Origin of the sequence: Agrobacterium sp. rho-8.1, assembly GCF_033957725.1 — a bacterium.
Taxonomy (GTDB): domain Bacteria; phylum Pseudomonadota; class Alphaproteobacteria; order Rhizobiales; family Rhizobiaceae; genus Agrobacterium.
Map to the genome: position 1 here is coordinate 582,792 of NZ_CP192789.1, position 20,659 is coordinate 603,450.

At 55.8% G+C, this 20,659-nt stretch carries 18 protein-coding genes; 7 read left to right on the forward strand and 11 right to left on the reverse strand.

Annotation, left to right across the window (positions count from 1 at the left end; genetic code table 11):
* Position 1: 1 nt before the first annotated feature.
* A complete protein-coding gene (locus RMR21_RS17550) occupies positions 2 to 718 on the reverse strand; it encodes a CoA transferase subunit A (RefSeq protein ID WP_498670749.1) in 717 nt (238 codons plus the stop codon).
* A gap of 106 nt (positions 719 to 824) precedes the next feature.
* On the opposite strand from RMR21_RS17550, the gene RMR21_RS17555 reads away from it, so the two are divergent.
* A complete protein-coding gene (locus tag RMR21_RS17555) occupies positions 825 to 1,391 on the forward strand; it encodes a PAS domain-containing protein (protein ID WP_498670750.1) in 567 nt (188 codons plus the stop codon).
* Here RMR21_RS17555 and RMR21_RS17560 read toward each other — a convergent pair.
* The 9 genes from RMR21_RS17560 to RMR21_RS17600 form a co-directional block, all read right to left on the reverse strand.
* The gene (locus RMR21_RS17560) at positions 1,388 to 3,208 is read right to left on the reverse strand and encodes an IucA/IucC family protein (protein ID WP_498670751.1); all 1,821 of its coding nucleotides are present in this window, start codon (positions 3,206 to 3,208) and stop codon (positions 1,388 to 1,390) included. The two genes, RMR21_RS17555 and RMR21_RS17560, sit on opposite strands and share 4 nt — an antisense overlap.
* The gene (locus RMR21_RS17565) at positions 3,205 to 3,810 is read right to left on the reverse strand and encodes a GNAT family N-acetyltransferase (protein ID WP_498670752.1); all 606 of its coding nucleotides are present in this window, start codon (positions 3,808 to 3,810) and stop codon (positions 3,205 to 3,207) included. The genes RMR21_RS17560 and RMR21_RS17565 overlap by 4 nt, the downstream gene beginning before the upstream one ends.
* Before the next feature lie 13 nt (positions 3,811 to 3,823).
* A complete protein-coding gene (locus RMR21_RS17570) occupies positions 3,824 to 5,014 on the reverse strand; it encodes an MFS transporter (protein ID WP_498670753.1) in 1,191 nt (396 codons plus the stop codon).
* A complete protein-coding gene (locus RMR21_RS17575; RefSeq protein WP_498670754.1) occupies positions 5,011 to 6,333 on the reverse strand; it encodes a lysine N(6)-hydroxylase/L-ornithine N(5)-oxygenase family protein in 1,323 nt (440 codons plus the stop codon). Before RMR21_RS17575 ends, RMR21_RS17570 begins: the two co-directional genes overlap by 4 nt.
* 301 nt (positions 6,334 to 6,634) lie before the next feature.
* On the reverse strand, positions 6,635 to 7,873 hold the full coding sequence (locus RMR21_RS17580; protein WP_498670755.1) for an MFS transporter: 1,239 nt from the start codon (positions 7,871 to 7,873) through the stop codon (positions 6,635 to 6,637).
* Positions 7,873 to 10,248 carry a TonB-dependent siderophore receptor gene (locus RMR21_RS17585; protein WP_498670756.1) on the reverse strand — a complete coding sequence of 792 codons (2,376 nt, stop codon included), beginning with the start codon at positions 10,246 to 10,248 and terminating at the stop codon, positions 7,873 to 7,875. Before RMR21_RS17585 ends, RMR21_RS17580 begins: the two co-directional genes overlap by 1 nt.
* A 108-nt stretch (positions 10,249 to 10,356) precedes the next feature.
* Positions 10,357 to 11,307 carry a FecR family protein gene (locus RMR21_RS17590; protein WP_498670757.1) on the reverse strand — a complete coding sequence of 317 codons (951 nt, stop codon included), beginning with the start codon at positions 11,305 to 11,307 and terminating at the stop codon, positions 10,357 to 10,359.
* Positions 11,308 to 11,384: 77 nt separating this feature from the next.
* Positions 11,385 to 11,894 carry an RNA polymerase sigma factor gene (locus tag RMR21_RS17595; protein ID WP_498670758.1) on the reverse strand — a complete coding sequence of 170 codons (510 nt, stop codon included), beginning with the start codon at positions 11,892 to 11,894 and terminating at the stop codon, positions 11,385 to 11,387.
* 188 nt (positions 11,895 to 12,082) lie between these two features.
* Positions 12,083 to 13,630 (reverse strand): cryptochrome/photolyase family protein, encoded by a 1,548-nt coding sequence (locus tag RMR21_RS17600; RefSeq protein WP_498670759.1) that lies wholly within the window; start codon positions 13,628 to 13,630, stop codon positions 12,083 to 12,085.
* 346 nt (positions 13,631 to 13,976) lie between these two features.
* Here RMR21_RS17600 and RMR21_RS17605 point away from each other — a divergent pair, with 346 nt between their 5' ends.
* From RMR21_RS17605 to RMR21_RS17625, 5 genes are read left to right on the forward strand one after another with little or no spacing between them, the layout of a single operon-like run.
* Entirely contained in the window at positions 13,977 to 14,645 is a 669-nt protein-coding gene (locus tag RMR21_RS17605; RefSeq protein WP_498670760.1) for an amino acid ABC transporter permease, read from the forward strand.
* A 10-nt stretch (positions 14,646 to 14,655) separates the two neighbouring features.
* On the forward strand, positions 14,656 to 15,306 hold the full coding sequence (locus RMR21_RS17610; RefSeq protein ID WP_498670761.1) for an amino acid ABC transporter permease: 651 nt from the start codon (positions 14,656 to 14,658) through the stop codon (positions 15,304 to 15,306).
* Positions 15,307 to 15,338: 32 nt separating this feature from the next.
* Complete coding sequence (locus tag RMR21_RS17615) at positions 15,339 to 16,175, forward strand: transporter substrate-binding domain-containing protein (protein ID WP_498670762.1); 837 nt, start codon at positions 15,339 to 15,341, stop codon at positions 16,173 to 16,175.
* Positions 16,176 to 16,188: 13 nt separating this feature from the next.
* Entirely contained in the window at positions 16,189 to 16,950 is a 762-nt protein-coding gene (locus RMR21_RS17620; RefSeq protein ID WP_498670763.1) for an amino acid ABC transporter ATP-binding protein, read from the forward strand.
* Between the two features lie 60 nt (positions 16,951 to 17,010).
* Entirely contained in the window at positions 17,011 to 17,880 is an 870-nt protein-coding gene (locus RMR21_RS17625; protein WP_498670764.1) for a shikimate dehydrogenase, read from the forward strand.
* Positions 17,881 to 17,931: 51 nt separating this feature from the next.
* Here RMR21_RS17625 and RMR21_RS17630 read toward each other — a convergent pair whose 3' ends face one another.
* The gene (locus tag RMR21_RS17630; protein ID WP_183894533.1) at positions 17,932 to 18,624 is read right to left on the reverse strand and encodes a TetR/AcrR family transcriptional regulator; all 693 of its coding nucleotides are present in this window, start codon (positions 18,622 to 18,624) and stop codon (positions 17,932 to 17,934) included.
* Positions 18,625 to 18,745: 121 nt separating this feature from the next.
* On the opposite strand from RMR21_RS17630, the gene RMR21_RS17635 reads away from it, so the two are divergent.
* Complete coding sequence (locus RMR21_RS17635; RefSeq protein WP_498671776.1) at positions 18,746 to 20,644, forward strand: bifunctional sugar phosphate isomerase/epimerase/4-hydroxyphenylpyruvate dioxygenase family protein; 1,899 nt, start codon at positions 18,746 to 18,748, stop codon at positions 20,642 to 20,644.
* Positions 20,645 to 20,659: the final 15 nt, after the last annotated feature.

The following is a 20,659-nucleotide window of genomic DNA, read 5'->3' on the forward strand; positions in this document are numbered from 1 at the left end:
CTTAGACGTTCTCCTGCTGCGTCTTTTGAAGGGTCGTGCGCTGCTCGATCCGTTTCTCAGGGTTGGGAACATGGACCACGTGCTGAACGAAAATGCCCGGCGTATGGACATGGTCGGGATCGATGTCGCCGACGGTAACGAGATGCTCGACTTCGGCAACTGTCAGTTTCGCAGCCGTTGCCATGACCGGATTGAAATTGCGCGCGGTTTTTCGGTAGACGAGGTTGCCTTCAGTGTCGCCGATATGGGCATGGACAATCGCCAGATCCGCAACCAGTCCGGTTTCCATGACATAATCGCTGTCGCCAAACCGACGAACCTCTTTTCCCTCCGCAATGAGCGTACCGACGCCTGTCTTGGTGAAAAATGCGGGTATGCCTGCCCCACCCGCACGGATGCGCTCCGCCAAAGTCCCTTGCGGATTGAACTCAAGCTCCAGAGCGCCGGACAGAAACTGCTCGGCAAACAGCTTGTTTTCACCCACATAGGACGAAATCATCTTTCGGATCTGTTTTGTTTCCAGCAGGATGCCGAGGCCATACCCATCGACGCCAGCATTGTTGGAAATAATCGTCAGGTCTTTGACACCAGACAGGCGAATGGCCTCGATGAGGCTGTTTGGAATGCCGCAGAGCCCGAAGCCACCCGACATGATCGTCATACCGTCGTGCAATGCACCCGCAAGCGCTTCCACGGCCGTCGCTTTTACTTTCCGCATCTCTCCTCCTTTTCCACCGCAAAACCGCGCGGCAGAGACATCAAAGCTATGCTTGATTATCGGAGCAGGTTAGCCGTATTTATACGGCACGGAAGAGGGGCGAAGGTTGAAGGAAGATCAGGACGAAACGTGCGTTCTTTTGAGCGAGATACCGGTGCCGATGGTCTATGCCACGCATCGGATCATCCGGGATTGCAACGAGGAATTCGCCGGACTTTTCGGTTACGGGCGCGCAGAGTTGATCGATCAAAGCTTTGCCCGTCTTTACCCCAAACATGCCGACTTCGTGCAGACGGGACGTATGTGGAAAGCGCATCTGCCCGGTGGGAAGGTCTATTACGATGAGCGCATCATGACGGCGAGTGATGGCAGGCGGTTCTGGTGCCAGGTCCATGGCAGAACACGCCACGCGACGGACCCGTTTGCAAAAGCGCTGTATTGTTTCCAACCCATTACCCGCCCCGTTGTCCAGCAGCGCTTGGGCCTGACGGACCGGCAGCGACAGATCGTGACGCTGGTTTCGCAAGGCAAAACCAATGCGGCCATTGCCGCCGAACTTGGTCTGTCACCGCGAACCATCGAGTCCCATCGCGCGAGACTGATGAAGGCTGCCGGGCTAAAAAACACGGCAGCCCTCGTCGCGCATTTTACCAGCGACTATGACGACGCCTAGCGGAAGCGGGCCAGCGGGTTTTCCAGTTCGCCGATATACTGAAGGCTGTCCTCGGGATTCAGCAAATCCAGCATCTGCTGGTTGTTGTTGAGTTGCAGCCTGTTGAGGCAATTGCGCACAAAGCGCTCTGCGAAAAAGTCGTAGCGCTGGTATTTGTCCGCATGGTCAGGATGTTCGGCCTGATAGGTGCGGCAGCATTCCGCGACCAGACTCCAGAAGCGGTCCTCATGCAGGGTGTCCGTTTCATGCAGCGTTGCCGAGAGGTACCGGAAGAAGCAATCGAACACATCGGTAAAGATGCAGTTCGGCTTCATCTTCTCGTCCAGCGTATAGGAGATCCGGGATATTGCTTCTGGCACCTCGATCGAGCCGTTCAAGATGCCGATTTCCTCGCCGATATCCTTCATGATGGCGCGAACCGGGACATTGTCCTCAAGCACGAGAATGAGATTTTCGCCGTGGGGCATGAAAGCCAGATCATAGCGATAGAAGCAATGGATGAGCGGCGCCAGATAAGCTTTCAGGTAGGCCGCTATCCAGTCTTGTGCATCCAGGTTCGATGCGGCTATCAACTCCGCCACCAGCGATATGCCATCCTTATCCTTATGCAGCAGCGCTGCCATCGTCATGACCCGCTCGTTTGCGCGCAGGCGCGGCAGAGGGCTTTCGCGCCAGAGCGCCGAGAGCATTTTCTTATAGGGCGAATCGAGCTTCAGTCCCTGATCATAGTAGGGATAGCGATAGCCGATGGCGGCGACTTCGCGCAAAATGCTGAAGCCATTCTGGCGCAGATACTCGTCGGTCGATATGAGGTCATCCAGCCACTCGTTGATAGCTGGTGTCGCAAGCATATATTTGGGTGACAGGCCGCGCATGAAGCCCATATTCAAAACGGAAATCCCGGTTTTGACATAGTGCTTGCGATTGTCCGTCGCGTTGAAAAACGTTCTGATCGATTGCTGCGCCGTGTAGCTGTCGTTTCCATAGCCGAGGCACACGATGTAGCGGCGCGCCACGTCTGCGGCAAAGGTAATCGCCAGCTTGTTGAACCATTGCCAGGGATGTGCCGGCATCAACCAGTAATCATCGGGGTTCAGGCCAAGCCGTGTCAGTCGCGTCTCGAATCCATCCAGACTGGCTTCATCGAGTTCTTCCGCAATCAGGCTGTGATAGTCGAGTTCCGTGATCGAGGAGAAGGTCGCCCGCTCCTTGCTGACTGCCAGCCAGACAATCTGGACCGGGTGCGCGGCTTCAGGTGTGTAAAGGCGGTAGTCGATGGCGTCGAAACCGATACGCCCGTTGTTGGCAATAAAGGTCGGATGCCCCTCCGTCATGCCCGCCTCGATTGTTTGATAATCAGCAAGGGCGAGTTGTCTGGAGGAGATATGACGTTCCTCGCGCTTGTAGCATGCGCCATAAAGTGTCGTGGAGACTTCCTCCAGATAGGTCGGTAGCATGGCTTCCCTGATGCCCAATGTCTGCGCAAATTCCAGAATCAGCGAGAGTGCATCCAGCGGCGTTTCATCGCCCGCAACCGTCTTCTCGATTGTGTCAGGGTCTATCGACCAATGGTCCAGCGCCAGACGTCTTGCCTTAAAGCGATAGACGATCTCACCTTCCTGCTCGGGACGGACCTCGTAAAGCCCCCAGTCGCCTTCGCTCGATATGAGCTTAGGGGACAGAAGCAGTTCGTGAGAAAATTCTGCCAGCGCCTTATGCACGAGGTGTCGGTTGACATCCTCCCAAACCAGCGGGCCGAGATGTGCCGATGCTTTTTCAGGCGAAAAGGAGGGTATTGGGAACGCGGAGATATTCATTCGTTTATGTCCTGTTCAAGAGTTTTGTAAAACGCTTCGCGGGTGACGAAAGACAAAAGCGCTGTCTTTTCTTCCAGCTCTATGGTGTGGGCGCTGACGAAGCCGACTTTGCGGTTGAGTTCATGAACCTTTTCGTTTCGAACATCCGGCTCGACCACGAGACGTTTGACGAGCGGATTGTCGAAGTGGAAGCTCAAGACCGTGCGGATGATGGCCAGCGTAAAGCCGGGAATTGTCCGGCGCGGTGGGGCGACGAGAAAATGCATGCCCCAGTCGCCCTCCTCCAGATCATAATGCTTGCCGACCTGATCATGCCGGGGATCGTAGGATTCGACGATGAAGGCGGGATTGCCCTCGAAAAAGCCCAGGTAGCTTGCGGCATGACCACTGGCATTGAGCTTTGCATAGAAGGTTGCAATGTCGGTTTGCGAATAGTGTCCCATGTTCCAGAAACGGGCATAGTCTCGTGTGAACCAGTCATGCAGGTTCGCGCTGTCGCCTTGCGGTTCAAGCGGGCACAGAGACAGTTCGCCGACATTCGCATGATATTGCGCAAAGACAACCGGACGTTCTGTTGCGGTTGAGAGTTTGGTGTTGAGCATAATCATCCCCTTGTCAGGCAAGTTGTGGGCGGGTGCCGGCCGAACCGAGGTTCGGTCTCAGCGTCACGCGGTAGAGAAACAGCGTGGCAAGCACGACGATGGCTGCAACGGTAAACGAGAGCCCTTCTCCGAAACGCTGGGTCAGCAGGCCGCTCACCAAGGCAGCCAGCATCACGCCGCTGTTGCGGGCAATGTTGAGAAGGCTGAAGCCGGATGCATAGTGCGCCTTTTGGGCGCTCTCGAAAAACAGCGCATCGAGACCGATCGTGACTCGATAGAGCCCAATTCCGTAAATGATGCGGCCTATGATGATGCAGGCCTGATCGGGAACAGCCTGTATCGCCAGGCCTAAGCCCGTGAACACGAGGCCGATTTCGTTTCGACGCCAGACCTGGCTGCCACCACCGCGCCAAAACCCATGCGCCAATATGGCAATAGCTACGAAACCCGGTATGGCATAGACGATGCCGGCCAAATCCGGTGAGGTACCGCCAGCAACCGACTGCCACCACACGGTCATGAACGGCATCGACATGTAAAAACCAAAGTAGAAGAAGAACATCACGATCAGGAGGGACGCAAAACTCTTCTTGTCCTCTCGCGTCACGGCAACAATGCTTTTGGTGTCCTCGGCGCTGGATTGCCGGGCTCGTGCCACGGAAGCTGTTTTAAGCAGGACGGCACAAATGCCGGCCTGTATGATATCGCCCAGACCCATGACGACATAGGGCAGCGCATAGCCCCAGGAACCAACGACATGACCACCGGATACTGCGCCGACAATGCCGCCGAAATGGACGATAACGGCCAGCGCACCGATTGTCGCTGCATGCTTGTCCACCGGCTGCATGGCAATGACGTAAGGGTACATCAGCAGATAGCTCGCCTTGAAGCACACCATCACGATGGATGAGACCCAGAAGCTGGCAATATCTGTTGCCATGTAGCATGCGACGCTGAACCCGGCAGCAGCCAGTTGCGTCCAGATCAGCACCGCAATCGTGTCATGTCGCCTGGCAATGGCAACCCATGCCGGAAACGCCAGCATGACCGCGAGCGATATCGACGCCAGATATGCGCCGACGGTGACCGGTGATGAAATGCCGAACCGCACAACAAACAGTTGCGGATAGTAAGGCAGAAGCATCGTGTCACTGACAACGGCGATGGTGGTCATCGCCAGCAGAGCTATTCTCAGCATCATGCCACCACGCGGGCTGACGTGACTTCGCTCAAGCCCCGTACATCGAATGTCTGGAACGCGGTTTCCTGTTCGATTGCATAGACTTCGTATCCTGCAATTTCACGTAAAATCGTGGCGTTTCGCAAGCATGCCATGCCGAGGTCGGGCGCGACAAAGCCGTGTGTGTGGATATCGAGGTTTTGAACGAAGACTTCATGCCCGGCATGGTCCACCGCATAATTGGCGCCGACATCCAGCCTGCCTTTGTCGTCACGCCTCAAGCGCTCGGCGATACCACCCAGAAACTCCGGCTCCTTGTAGTCGTAGCCAGTGGCCAGAATGACGGCATCTGCCTGGCGCGTGAATGTGATGTCCTGTTCGCGCTGCCGAAACTCCAGCGAAAACTCCTGCCGTCCGGGCGAGTGGCGAACATCCATAAGCTCACTGTTTGGAATGAGATGGGTCTCGACAGATCCTTTCAGACTTTTGCGGTAAAGAAGGTCGTAAATGTCCTTCAGCAGGCTGGCATTGATGCCCTTGAAGAGAGCTGACTGCTCCTGCAAAACCCGGTCCCGAGTGTCGTCAGGCAGGTTATGGAAATAATGGGCGTAATCAGGCGACGTCATTTCCAGATTGAGCTTCGTCAAGTCCAGAGGAAAGAACCGTGGCGACCGCGTGACCCAGTCGATGCTGTAATCGTGGTTATCGATATCAGACAAGAGGTCGTGGTAAATTTCGGCCGCACTCTGCCCGCTTCCGACGATCACGATCGATTTGCGCGCCTGAAGCTGCTTCTTGTTCGCCAGATATTGTGACGAATGGGTCATATGCTGAGCCAGCTTTTTGCAGCAGGCGGGTACCGATGGCGACGTTCCCGTTCCCACGACCAATCGCCGCGTTTCTATCTTTTTGATCCCGCCCAGACGATCCGCGACCGTCAGCTTGTAGAGGCTGGCTCCCTTGTCGTATCTGACATCCTTCACCGTGTGACCGAACTTCAGATTGTCCAGTTTGGCAGCCGCCCACTGGCAGTAAAGATTGTACTCACTGCGCAGAAGGAAGAAGTCTTCGCGCGTATAGAACGAGTAAATCTTGCCTTGCTCCTTCGCATAATTAAGGAAAGTGAAGGAACTGGTCGGATCCGCCAAGGTGACGAGATCGCCCATGAACGGTGTTTGCAAGGTAGCATTCTCCAGGAGCATTCCCGGATGCCAGTTAAATCCATGGTTCCGGTCGAGGAAGACAGACCGTAATTCAGGGATCGGCCTAGCAAGGCAAGCCAGACCGAGATTGAACGGGCCAAGCCCGACACCGGTAAAATCATAAATTGCATTTTCCATAGGCGCCTCCGACGTTGGCGCTAGCTTTTATAAATATGATAAAATAAATCAAGTATTAATTTTGTGATTTTTCGGGGGTAAAAAAATAGGGAGCCGAGCAATAACAAACCGGATAGTTAGGGCATAATTTGGCCTCAAATTTCGCCAAATATCTGTTATATATGGGATTTTATACAGATTTTTTTTCATGCGCAGTCATGTGCTGCGGTGACTCTGACATCGGTCACCTCTTATTATCTGGCTCCATCACTCACATTTCCGAGTGATCGGCGAATATCAAAAAATACAATTTATAAGTTAATCAAGATGCAGCTGCCAGAGCTGCATTCCGTCTTGAAAGCAGCAGGATGGCGGGAGCAGCGAGGACAGATATGGCGGCAGCCACCAGGAAAGATGTGTGGTAGCCGAAGCGCTCGGCAATTGCGCCTGCACCGACGCCTCCGGCCATGCTGACAATGCCATCCATACATTGGAAAAGGGTAAAATCCACACCCGCCTGTCTTGGATCGCACCAGCCCATGAAACTTGCATAAAGGGCCACAAACCCAATCGACATGACACCGGAGGAACTGGTGATCGCAACAGTCATGACGACCCAGTCTGCAACGTCGCGGTGAAGACTGAACGCCGCGAAGGCGCAGAGCAAAATCGCTTGGGCCATGATCGATAAAACAAGGACCCGCGACGAACCATAGAGACGCACCAAAAGCCCGCCCAGAAGCGCGCCGCCGAAGCCGACGATCATGCTTCCTATGCCGTTGAACAGTCCCAATGTTGCCAGATCGAACCCGTAATCGACGAGGAAAGGCCCCAGCATCGCCAGACCCCATTTTTGAGCCGCAACATAGATCGCGGCGATGATGAGGCCGGTTTGGATATGGGGACGCTTCAGCGCGCGGAGCATGGAAGGTGTCTGATCGCGGGTTTCGACCTCCGCTTTCGCGGCGGGTCCGAAGACAAACGGCACGGCAAGCACCAGCACAAGGCCTGCCATGACCAGTGTCGCGCTTTTCCACCCGTACCAATCGACAAGAACCAGGAACAATCCTGCTCCTATGGCAGAGCCGAGATAGGAGCCACCGACCTGTGCGGCATTTGCCCATCCGTGATGCTTTACCGCCAGGGTTTCGACAGCGTATCCATCGCAGGCGATGTCAACGGTCGCAGTCACCACCGCAATGACAAAGAGAAGGGCGATGGCCGTGCTGACCGGAGATGGCCCGGTGAATGCCAGGATGACCAAACCGCACGCGCAGATCGCCACCCCTGTGCCGACGATGAGCCGCGATCTGTTTTTCCCGACACGCGGCAGCCGATAGCGCTCGATGAAAGGTGCCCAGAGAAACTTCAATGCCCATGGCAAAACGACCAGATACAGAAGACCGATCTGATCCAGCGGAAGCCCGGCGGTTCTCAAAACCGCCGGAAGACCGAGAAATGTCAGCCCGCCAATGACGCTTTGCCCGACATAAAGACCGCCAACGGCCGCGAACACCGCAACAGGTGACGGCTTTGTGTCAGTGGGCGTGAGACGTATCATCAGAAGCTGTACTTGACGCTGGCGACGAATTTTCTGCCCTCATCGTAGAGGCAGTAACCGGTCGTGCAAACCTGTTTGACCTCATCAAGCAGGTTGCTGGCATTGACCTGCAGCTTCACGCCTTCCATCGCGTCATTGAGCTTGCCGAGATCATAACGCAACGCCGCATCAACGAATGTCCGGGCCACGTTGGTTATGACTTTTGTATGGGCATCATCACCGAAACTGGAGCCGACATATCGCACGCCAGCCCCCACGCCAAGACCTTCAAGTGCTCCACTCTGGACTTCGTAATCTGCCCAGAGCGAAAACATGTGATAGGGTGAGGAATTGAGCTGATTGCCAACCGTTCCAGGGCTCTGCCTGGTGATTTCAACGTCGTTATAGGAATAGCCACCGGTAAAGCTTAAACCGTTGTCGAGGGATGCCGTCACTTCGAGCTCAACGCCACGTGAGTCAAGGTCAAGTTGCCTCAGGGACATCGTGTTGGTATCAAAAAGAGAGGAATCCTTTTGCCTGATGTCAAAATAGGCCGCAGAGAGAAGAATATTCTGGTCCGGTATCTCATATTTGACGCCAATCTCGTACTGCTTGCCGCGGGTCGGATTGGCCTGGTTGGTTGCACCAGTCAATACCACGCCGGTGTTGGCGAGGTATGAGGTGCCATAACTGATATAGGGCATGACGTTCCACGACGTCATATAACCGATCGACGCCCGTCCTGTGGTCACGCTGTCCTTTCGTGATCCCCCTGCGCCGGCACTCGTGTAGTCGCTTTTATGCCAATCATGCCTCAGACCAAGTCCGATACGCCAGGCATCAAGTTCGATTTGATCCTGAACGTAAAGACCAATCGAGTTCTGCTTCTGCGTCTCCACATAGTTGACAGCAGGAATGTAGGTGAAGGTCGGTGTAAAACGGCTCGGCCCATCACCCTGGCGCGATTCGTACTCCATGAAGCTGTAATCGATACCGCCGATCAGCTTGTGTTGCGCGGCTCCCGTCTGAAAATCAGCCTCAAGATACGTATCGGTCGCCAATCCTCTATTGTCTTCATAGACGATGCCCGGATAGTTGCTATCGGCGTATTGCTGGCGGGTCGAGAGATCTGAATAGCGCAACTTGTGATGCAGCGTCAGATTATCAGTGATCTCGTGTTCGAGCTCATAGCCGACTCGCCACTGCTTCTGCTCGAAGTCGTTGAAACGGCTATCGCCGCTGTAGATGGGCTGTGCACCCGTTGACACGTTATTGCTGTCGTAGGTGTTGACGTAGCCCCAGGTTCCGCCCGTGGTCGAATCCATATATTCGCCGAGGAACGTGAACTTGGTGCCTTCGTCCGGCTTCCACGTCACCGCCGGAGCGATCATGACGCGGTCATCCTTGATAGCTTTGATCTCGTTGCGACCATCACGCGCAACACCTGTCAAACGGTACAGGACCGAGCCATCTTGCGTCACGGGGCCGGACAGATCGAAGGCACCTTGAACGCGCCCATAGGAGCCATATTGAAGCTCTACTTCTCGAATCTGTTCTTCCGTCGGGCGCTTTGAAATCATGTCGACGATGCCGCCGGAACTGCTGGCACCGTAGACAGAGGCAGCCGGCCCACGCAGAATTGTCAGCGCTTCCAAGCCGTAAGGCTCCAACCGGAAAAGCCCATTTGGACTGCTGATCTGGCGCAGACCATCGCGGAAGACACCGGAATATGTCAGGTCTATCCCGCGAAGCTTGAACGTATCGAAGCGTGGCTCCGTGCCATAAGCACCGCTTCTGGCGCCCGGGGTGTAATCGATCGCTTCTTTCAGATTCTGCGGCTGCCGGTCATCCAGCTGTTTCCGGCTAACAACCGATACCGACTGGGCGGTTTCCGCCACCGGAGTATCCGTTTTTGTTGCCGAGCGGCCGGATTTTGCGAGATAGCCATTCGTTTCGATGATGCCGGCCACGCCCTGCGTGCCGGAGCCTTCAACGACGATTGTTTCTAGAACCGTCGAGCCATCATTGCTGACGGCCGCCTGTGGCGTTGCCGTGGAAGGATCGAAAATTCGGACGGTGTTGGAGCTTGTAATAGTGAAATTCAGGCCGGAGCCTGCCAGAAGCTGTGTGACTGCCGCCGAGACGCTGAGAGGTCCACGAACACCAGCCGTGGTTTTCCCTCTTGTGATCGCCGACGGGTAGAGCATGCGCAAATTGGCTTGGCGACCCAGCGTCAGGATGGCGCTTTCCAGAGGACCCGCGGGCACCGATAACGTGGCGGCAACAGCGGTCTGCGCCTTTGCACTCGTGGTCCCCACCACGGTTACCAACGATAGCCCCATCATCGCCGTTGTCGCCAGCCACAACCTTGTGTGTACCCGCTCTGCTAAAATCATTCCGTGCCCCTTTACGCCTGAACAGCAACGCACTGCGCAAGCACGCAATGCATTCTGTTGACCTAGAGTGAAAAGGACACCGACCTCCTGACGTGCTCTACGAAAAAATTATCGGGAGCGGACAAGGACCATCATGTCGGACAGCTTCGTCACCGTCACGGGCAGACTGCTTTCCAGAATACGCAACGCTTGATTGGTGTCATGAAGATCGAAAATGCCCGAGACGCTCAAGCGTGCCGCCGTGTCATCAAGGACGACAATGCGGCCATGGCGATATTGCGCCAAGATCTGAAGAACCTGTCGCAGCGACTGGCCGGAGAAAACAAGTTTACCCTCACGCCAGGCCGTGTTGTTGCTGACATCCTGCTGCGAGCGGACGATGGCGCCATCGCTGTCCAGCGTTACCGCCTCCCCGGCCCTAAGTCTTGCGCTGCCGGAAATCGTTTCGACCTCGACTTCGCCTTCTTCAACCTGCACCTCTTGCGGCAAAGACCCATTTCCAGCACGCACCGCGTAATGGGTTCCAAGCGCCTGCGCCGTCAAACCATCATTATCGACAATGAAGGCGCGTTGCGGATTTTTGGCCACATCGAAGAATGCTTCACCCCGCAACAGAACGATCCGTCGTTCGCGATTGGAATAGCGCGTTTCGATCGCCGTATCGGAGTTGAGGCTGACCCTTGTGCCATCCTCCAGCATCATCACGCGGGTTTCGCCCACCGAGGTATAGTGATCGGCCTGAAGCCGGTCGATGAGGCCGGTTTGGCGAGACAGCAGGACCGCTGCCCCCAAAAGACAAAGGAGACAGAGCGTGGTCAGCACTTTCTTGGCTGAGCTTGTCTTTTGATCTGATGCCGAGGGAAGGTTAACCGCACGCATATCACCCCACAGGGCCGCCATGTCCTCATAAGCATCTTTATGGGATGGATCTGACGCCAGCCAAAGCTCAAACGCCTGGCGATCTGATAGCGATGCATCGGCCGACTGCATCCGCGCCACCCAAAGTGCTGCCTGTTCAGCAAGACCCTCATCGTTCGGATCGCTTTGATGGTCATGCATGGAAGATCGCCATTCTCAATCAGGTTACGTTTAGCATCCTTATATATTGAGTGAAAAACATGCGAGCGCCTGACGTTCTACAGGCTGTTTATTTTTGCCCGGGCCTGACGGCAGTGGAGTAAGGCTTTTATGATGTGCTTCTCAACCATGTTGCGGGATATTCTGAGCCGCGTCGCGATCTCGCCATTGGGCAGGCCGTTAATGCGGCTGAGCACAAAAACCTCCTGGCAACGCTTCGGCAGAGCCTCTATTTCGCGTGTCATTACTGCCAGATGCTGGCGCCCGTTGACGATCTGTTCCTGATCCGGCCTGTCGCAGGCCACACCGAGCCCGTCTTCCAACGAAACTAGCAGCGGACGTTCGCGGGACTGCTTGATGATGGTCAGTCGCGCAACCGATTTCGCGATCTGAAAAAGATAGGCCTGCGGATTTTCTATCGATGTCGTCTGAGAGACCTGCAAAACGCGCAAAGCCGTTTCCTGCATGGCATCGGCGGCATCTTCACGATCCCGAAGGCGGTGGCGGAAGAACCGCATAAGGCGATTGCTCTCGTCCGTTTTCAAAAGGTGTAACAACGCTGTACTCATCAACCGACAACATCCAACAGCTTTTTCGCCGATCCCCAACCCTTGGCCGTGTGAGTCGACATAGATTTAACATGACATAATTTGTCATGTTTATAAAGCTTGAGGCCTCAGTTCCAGATCAAAGATCTACGGTTGCGGATCAGAAGGAAATTATCCGAGGTGCTGTGGCCAATTTGCACGGGTCGGACTTAGACCGACGTACCGTCATCCAGCTTCTTCAAAAAAACGCGAGCGCTATGCGTGTAATCATTGCGTTTCTCATCGCTCATCCGGCGCCAATTTGCGTAGGGCTGCGCCAGCCTGCGATTGGAAGACAGCTTCTCGGCGTTTCGGTCCAGAAAATCCCAGTAGAGTGCGTTGAATGGACACGCGCCTTCGCCGGTTTTGCGGTTCACATCATAGCGACAGCCTTCGCAATAATCCGACATTCGGGAGATATAGGCGCCGCTGGCCGCGTAAGGCTTGGAGCCCAGCAGCCCGCCATCGGCAAACTGGCTCATGCCAATCACGTTGGGCAGTTCCACCCATTCATAGGCATCCGCGTAGACCTCCAGATACCACCCATGCACAGCATGGGGGTCGAGCCCGGCCAGCATGGCGAAGTTGCCGGTGATCATGAGGCGTTGAATGTGATGTGCATAGGCATTGTCGATGGTTTCACCGATAACAGTCGAGAGACAAGCCATATCCGTCTTTCCGTTCCAGAAGAAATCCGGCAGCGGACGCGTTGCGCCAAAGAAATTGCGATGCGCGTAATCAGGCATGAACATCCAGTAGACCCCGCGAATATATTCCCGCCAGCCGATGATCTGGCGGATAAAGCCTTCCACGGCATTGATGGGTGCTTGGCCCTGCAGATAGGCGCGTTCTGCGGCCTGACACACGGCAAGGGGATCAAGAAGACCGATGTTGATGTAGAAGGAGAGAAGCGAATGATTGAGATAGGGATCGCCTTTCACCATGGCATCCTGCGTTTCCCCGAATTTCGGCAGAAAATCTGCAATAAAGGCATCTGCTGTCTTCTCAGCCTCGGACCGTGTCACGGCCAGCGAGAAACCCTTCGATGAACCCATGTGATCGGCAAACCGGGAATCCACGAGATCCATGACCTCACGCGTGGTTTCATCCGGCGAGAACGTGGGATGACGGGGACGAAACAGATCCGGTTTTGCGGGTGCGCGGTTTTCGCTATCGAAATTCCAGCGGCCCGACGTCGGCGCATCGCCCTCCATCAGCAGGCCCGTCTTGCGGCGCATCTCGCGATAGAAGAACTCCATCGTCAATTGACGGCGCCCCTCAGCCCAAAGTCGGAAGTCTTCGTGTGAACAGAGAAACCTGCTGTCTGGCCGGATGTCCACCGAGACACCTGTCTCCCCTTCCCAGCTTTCCATCGCTTGCGTCACCCGCCACTCTCCGGGCTCCGTCACGACGATGTGTTGCGGGCGGAGCGCCTCCACTGCCCTTTTCAACTCTTTCGTGAAAGACCCGGTGTTATCGGCATCATCCAGCTTGACGTAGCGGACATCAAAACCTCGCTCTGAAAGCTCTGCGGAGAAATGGCGCATGGCGGACAAAACGAATATGATCTTTTTGCGGTGATGACGCACATAGGTCGTCTCCTCCGCAACCTCGCACATCAAGATGACGTCATGTTCCGGCTCAGCGTCCCTCAAAGACGAAATGGCGGTGGAGAGCTGGTCACCGAGGATGAAAATAAGGTTCCGACATTCAGGCATCGTTCGACTATCCAGATTTTTTTAATGGAGTACGCAGGGCGGCGACCGGCGGATTACAGAAATAAGAGCTGGCAGACGAAAAGGTGCCAGAGTTTTTTAGACAGACCCGAGACGGCTTCCGTTGAAGCCAAAAAATACGCTCCATGAAACGGCAAAAATCTCCGCCGACCTGCGCTTGACACGTATGAACTAACTGGTACAAACATTATATTGCGACCATCAAACGCGGGAGGCGTTGAAGCCTACAGAGCGAAGGTCAAAAGTAAAAACAGTTCTATCGTCGGATTTTGACGGTAGCGGCCTGAGGAGAGCGGCAAAACCGCTTTGGTCGAATTGGGGAGGATGGATGTCTTACGCGCTTGATTTTTCCGCAGTCTATGACCGCCTGCCCGAATTGTTTCTGGCTTGCCTCGCCACCATTGGCCTCGCAATTGCCGGTATGTTCTTTGCGACGATCATCGGTGTTTTAGGCGTCATTGCCCGCGGATCCAATTTCAAGCCTCTTCGTGTTTTGGTCATCAGCTTCGTCGAGCTCATTCGAAACACACCCTTTCTGGTACAGATCTTCTTCATCTTCTTCGCGCTTCCGCAGCTCGGTTTACGATTGAACCCGACGACGACGGCCATCGTCGCGCTGGCACTGAATGGTGGGGCCTACGCCATCGAAATCATTCGCGGCGGTGTGGATGCCGTCCCGAAAGGACAGGTTGAAGCCGGGCTCGCGCTCGGTCTGCGCCGGTCACAAATCTTCCGCCACATCATTCTCCGGCCCGCCTTGCGCGCGGTCTATCCATCGCTGACCAGCCAGTTCATCATGTTGACGTTGACGACGTCGGTCTGCACCTCGATTGCGGCCTACGAGTTGACGTCGGTGGCGCAACGGATCGAAGCCGAGACCTTCCGTTCTTTCGAGGTCTACTTCTCCATCACCCTGCTTTACCTCGTCATTTCCTCCCTGATGATGGGCGTGTTCGCGTTGATTTCGCGCCTTTCCTTCAGCTATCCGGTCAAGTGAGGCGAAAACAATGTTCTCCATCGGTCCCAACGAATTGTTTTTCCTTATGCAGGGTCTGAAATGGACCCTAGCGCTCACGGTCATCGGCTTCATCGGCGGCGGCGTTTTCGGTCTCTGCGTAGCACTGGCCAGAACTGCCGATAGCAAGGTCAGCCAGCGCGTCACCGCCGGTTACATCACGGTGTTTCAAGGCACTCCGCTCTTGATGCAACTCTTCGTCGTTTACTACGGTGTTGCGCTGGTAGGACTGGATATCGACGCATGGATTGCCGTGGCAATCGCCTTTACTCTCCATGCCAGCGCGTTTCTCGGTGAAATCTGGCGCGGCGGCATTCAGGCCGTTTCCAAGGGGCAGACGGAAGCCGCCAAGGCCCTTGGCCTGCACTATGTTTCACGCATGAAGGACGTTGTCTTGCCACAGGCACTGAGGATTTCCTTGCCTGCGACCATCGGCTTTCTCGTTCAGCTCATCAAGGGTACATCGCTTGCCGCCATCGTCGGTTTCGTGGAGCTGTCCCGCGCAGGACAGATCGTTTCCAACCAGACATACAAGCCGCTGACGGTCTTTGCGATCGTCGGGCTCATCTATTTTCTCATCTGCTGGCCGCTTTCGCTGTGGGGCGCCGGTGTCGAGAAGCGGCTTCAAACCGCCTCTCGTTAATTCATCATCAGCTTTGTAAGGAGGAGCAAAAGATGAAATCCAAGAGCATGACACTCAACCGCCGTATGCTGCTAGCACTCGCCGCAGCAACCGTCGCCCTGCCATTCGTGGCACCGGTCGATGCGTTCGCGGCTTCGGTCGAAGACGCGAAAGCCAAGGGCAAGGTCGTCATCGGCATTCAGGGTGACAATTCCCCATGGGGCTTTGTCAATTCCACTGGTGTCCAGGACGGTCTCGATGCGGATATCGGTAAAGCCTTTGCCGACTATCTCGGCGTCAAGGTGGAGTTCGTTCCGCTGGCAGTTGCCAACCGCATTCCGGCATTGATGACCGGCAAGGTCGACGTCTTGTTCGCCACGATGGGCATGACAGCAGAGCGCGCCAAGACGATCCAGTATTCCCAGCCCTATGCCGGTAACGTTCTGTCCGTCTATGGTCCGAAGGACAAGAAAATCTCCGGTTACGACGACCTCTCGGGCGTCGCTGTCGGCGTGCCGAAGTCCAGCGCGATGGACACGGCAATCACGGCAGGTGCCAAGAGCGCCAACATTTTGCGCTTCGACGACGATGCAGCCAACATTCAGGCCCTCATCTCGGGTCAGGTCGAAGTTGTCGGTGGCAACCAGTTCTATGGCGACCGCCTGAATGCTGCAGCGCCTGACAAGTATGAGACGAAGTTCGACCTCACGACGCTTTACAATGGTGCCGCCACGCGTCCCGGTGAAAAGGACTGGAACGAGACCATCAACGCCTTCCTGGTGAAGATCAAGGGCGATGGTGAGCTGGCAAAGATCTACACCAAGTGGATGAAGCGCGAGGTTCCGGCTTTCCCGGAATCCCTGCCTGACGTTCCCTTCACCGTAAAGTAAGCAGGAGGTCACCATGCCGCAAAGCAACGCCGCTCAGGATCCGCTGATCGCCCTTGAAGGCGTTGAAAAGTGGTATGGAGCCTTTCATGCGCTGAAAAACATCAATCTGACAGTCCGCAAAGGCGAGAAAATCGTTCTTTGCGGGCCGTCCGGCTCCGGCAAGTCGACTCTGATCCGCTGCATCAACCATCTGGAGGAAATCCAGGAGGGTACGATCACGGTCGAAGGAACCAAACTGACCAGTTCTGCCAGCGCCATCGATACGGTGCGACGGGAGGTCGGCATGGTATTCCAGAATTTCAACCTGTTTCCGCACAAGACCATTCTGGAAAACTGTACGCTGGCACCCATGCGGGCCAAAGGTCTCTCAAAGGCCGAAGCCGAGAAGACGGCACGCAAATATCTCGAGCGCGTGCGCATTCTCGACCAGGCGGACAAATACCCGGCGCAGCTTTCCGGTGGACAGCAGCAACGCGCGGCAATTGCCCGTGCATTGTGCATGGAACCCAAGGCCATGCTGTTCGATGAGCCGACATCGGCACTTGACCCGGAAATGGTCAAGGAAGTACTCGACACCATGATCGGTCTTGCCCGCGATGGCATGACGATGATCTGCGTCACCCACGAAATGGGCTTTGCGCGCCAGGTTGCCGATCGGGTGGTCTTCATGGCGTCCGGCGAAATCATCGAGGAAGCTCCGCCCGAAGAGTTCTTCCGCGACCCTAAACATCAGCGGACGCGCACCTTTCTGGGCGAAATTCTCGCCCATCACTGATGGGTGCCTTTCTTGCCCTGTGCCTATCCCATCACCTCATTCGATGAGTAATGCTCCGCCATGACAGACAGACCATCCTTGAAAGTCGGACTTGTGGGTGCCGATATCCAGCTTTCCAAGACACCGCCGATGCATATACGCGAGGGAGCGGCCCACGGAATCGACTATTCCTACGAGTTGTTCGACATCCATGCCCGCGAACTGCCTGAAAGCGCTTTGCCTGCGCTGCTGGATGAAGCCGAAAAGCGTGGCTTTGCGGGCGTGAATATTACCCACCCCTTCAAACAGCTTGTCATTCCGCACCTCCATGCACTGTCCGACGATGCGCAAATGCTGGGTGCGGTCAATACCGTCGTCTTTCGTGATGGAAAACGAACCGGGCACAACACAGACTGGTACGGTTTTTACGAAAGTTTCAAGCGCGGACTGCCCAACGCCAAGCGAGACCGCGCTCTTCTGATCGGCGCCGGCGGCGCGGGCGTGGCCGTTGCCCATGCGGCTTTGAAACTCGACATCGCGCATCTCGACATATTTGATCAGGATCTCAACAGAGCAAAACAACTGGCGGAAAAGCTGAACGAGCGATTTGGCAATATCAGGGCCTTCGCTGTTGATGACCCTGCGCAGTCGCTTCCGCACGCCGATGGCCTGATCCACGCAACGCCTGTGGGCATGCCAGCGCACCCCGGGATACCCGTACCAGAGGCATTGCTCGAGACCCGCCACTGGGTTGCGGACATTGTCTACATGCCGCTGATGACAGCATTGCTCGCTGCGGCGACTCAAAAAGGGTGCAAGACCCTGCCGGGCGGCGGCATGGCGGTGTTTCAGGCAGTTGGCGCATTCCGGCTGTTTTCTGGCCAGGAACCCGACCCGGTCCGCATGAGCGCACACTTCAGCGAACTCTGTGAAATGGAGGCTGCAGCATGAATGGTTTTGAGGTCGCTGGGTCCGACATCAACGTGGCTGGCATCAAAAAGCCTAGCCGCCATTTTCTGTAGCGCCGATATGATCGACCCGAAGCACATAGCGCAGCACCATATCAGCGACATGCTTCGACAAGGCTTCCTGACCGTCTTCTGTAAACAGGCTGTTGCCGAAGATGAACGAGAAAGTGGCGACATTCGAGACGTTGAAAAAAGACAGAGCGCTGATCTGCCAGTGCAGTTCCAGCGCTTCTATCCCGGTGCGAAAAACGCCCTGTTTCTGGCCCCGAGCCAGCACGCTTTCCAAAGCCTCGATAGCCGGACGGTTCAGCTGACGGATCGTCTCGGAACCCTGCATATGCCGTCCGTGGTGAACGTTTTCGATCATGACCATGCGGATGAACGACGGATGGCGGCGATGGTGTTCAAAGGTGAAACGACAGAGCTTGTCGAGAGCCGCACGCGGCTCCATGTCGTCAAGCTCAAGATCGCTTTCGCCACCGCGTACCTTGGCATAGGCTTCTTCAAGAGCCTGCTGATACAAGCCCTCCTTGTCGCCGTAATAATAGTAGATCATACGCTTGGACGTGCGGGTGCGCGCGGCAATCTCATCGATGCGCGCTCCGGACAGTCCATTTTGGGAAAACTCTTCCATCGCCACCGACAGAATGTCGCGGCGCACGCCCTCGGGGTCCCGCTTTGCCTGCCGCGTCACACTCGCGTTGATAGAAGTCGCGGCTTTGGTCATTGTCCACCCATCCACGGTTGGCCCGTCCCCAGCCATTACCACCGTTATTAACCAAATAGTACATAACACTGGAAAGGAAGGCAATATGGTCATCCCCGGCACTCAGCAGCAAAAGCTGCCCATGCGGACCTCCATCGCAACAGTTTCCATCAGCGGGGAGTTTCCCGAAAAACTGGCGGCCATCGCAAAGGCGGGTTTCTCAGGCGTCGAGATCTTCGAAAACGACTTTCTGACCTACGATGCGTCGCCGCGCGAAGTGCGTAAGATGGTCCTTGATCACGGGCTTGAAATCACGCTGTTCCAGCCCTTCCGCGATTTCGAGGGCATGCCCGACCAGCACCGGCAGCGCGCTTTCGAACGCGCCGAGCGCAAATTCGACATCATGGGAGAACTTGGTACGGATCTCATGCTGATCTGCTCCAACGTCTCTCCGATTTCACTGGGTGGTGTCGATCGCGCTGCCAGCGATTTCAACGAACTGGGAGAGCGTGCAGCAAAGCATGGGTTGCGTGTCGGTTATGAGGCTTTGGCCTGGGGACGCCACATCAGCGACCACCGGGACGCCTGGGAGGTGGTGCGCCGTGCCGACCACACCAATGTCGGCATCATTCTCGACAGCTTTCACACGCTGTCGCGCAAGATCGATCCGAATTCGATCCGCTCCATACCCGGCGACAAGATCTTCATTGTGCAATTGGCCGATGCGCCTCTGTTCGACATGGATCTTCTCTATTGGAGCCGCCATTTCCGCAACATGCCGGGGGAAGGCGATCTGCCGGTGGTGGATTTCATGCGCGCCGTTGCCGCGACCGGCTACTCCGGCCCATTGTCGCTGGAGATTTTCAACGATCAGTTCCGTGGGGGTTCTGCGCGCCTGCTCGCCGAAGATGGCCATCGGTCCCTCATTTATCTGATGGACCAGGTGCGCCGGTTGGAGCCCGACATCCGCATATCCATGCCGGAGATGCCAAGCCCAGTGGAGACGGAAGGCGTCGAGTTCGTAGAATTCACCACGGGAGCAAACGAAAAGGCTGAGCTCGAAACACTGCTAACCACACTTGGCTTCGCAAAGTCGGCGCGTCACCTGAACCGCGAGGTTGAACTTTATACGCAAGGCGATATTCGCATCGTCATCAACACAGACAGCACCGGCGAGAGCTTTGCGGGATCGTCATACTCCGTACATGGCACCAACGCTTATGCTTTTGGAATGAAAGTTGCCGATGCGAACGCGGCGCTGGAGCGCGCGGCCTCCATGGGTGCACAGACCTTTATCGAACCCCGACAGAGCGGAGAGATCACCATTCCCGCCATTCAGGGTGTCGGCAATGGGGTCATCTACTTCCTTGATGATTCCCCTGCCCTCTCCTCTATCTGGGAACAGGAATTTGCACCTCTGGAACCGGAGAGCCCAGGTGATGCGGGTTTGACGCGGATCGACCATCTGGCGCAGACAACACGCTACGACGAGATGCTGACCTGGCTATTGTTCTATACCTCGATATTCTCGATGCGACGTACACCGATGGTGGATGTGGTCGAGCCAGGCGGGCTTGTGCGCAGTCAGGCCATTGAGAGCCTGCCGAAGGCGGACTTCCGACTGACCATGAACGGTGCCGACAACCGCAAGACATTTGCCGGCAAGTTTCTGGCGGAAGGCTTTGGCACCAGCATCCAGCATATCGCATTCTCGTCCGACAACATCTTTGCCACCGCCAAGGCGCTACAGCAACGCGGCTTTCGCGCCCTGCCGATCTCGCGCAATTACTACGACGATCTCGAAGCACGGTTTGGTCTGGAGCCGGAACTGTCGGATGCGCTTCGTGCCTCCAGCATTCTTTACGACCGCGACGACAATGGCGAATATTTCCAGATCTATAGTCAGACATTCGGCGAAGGATTCTTCTTCGAGATTGTCGAGCGGCGCGGCCAGTATTCCGGATACGGCGCGATGAACGCACCGTTCCGTATCGGTGCGCAGCGACGTCTGCTGCGTCCGGCAGGTATTCCACGCGATTGAAGAGCCAATTACTGG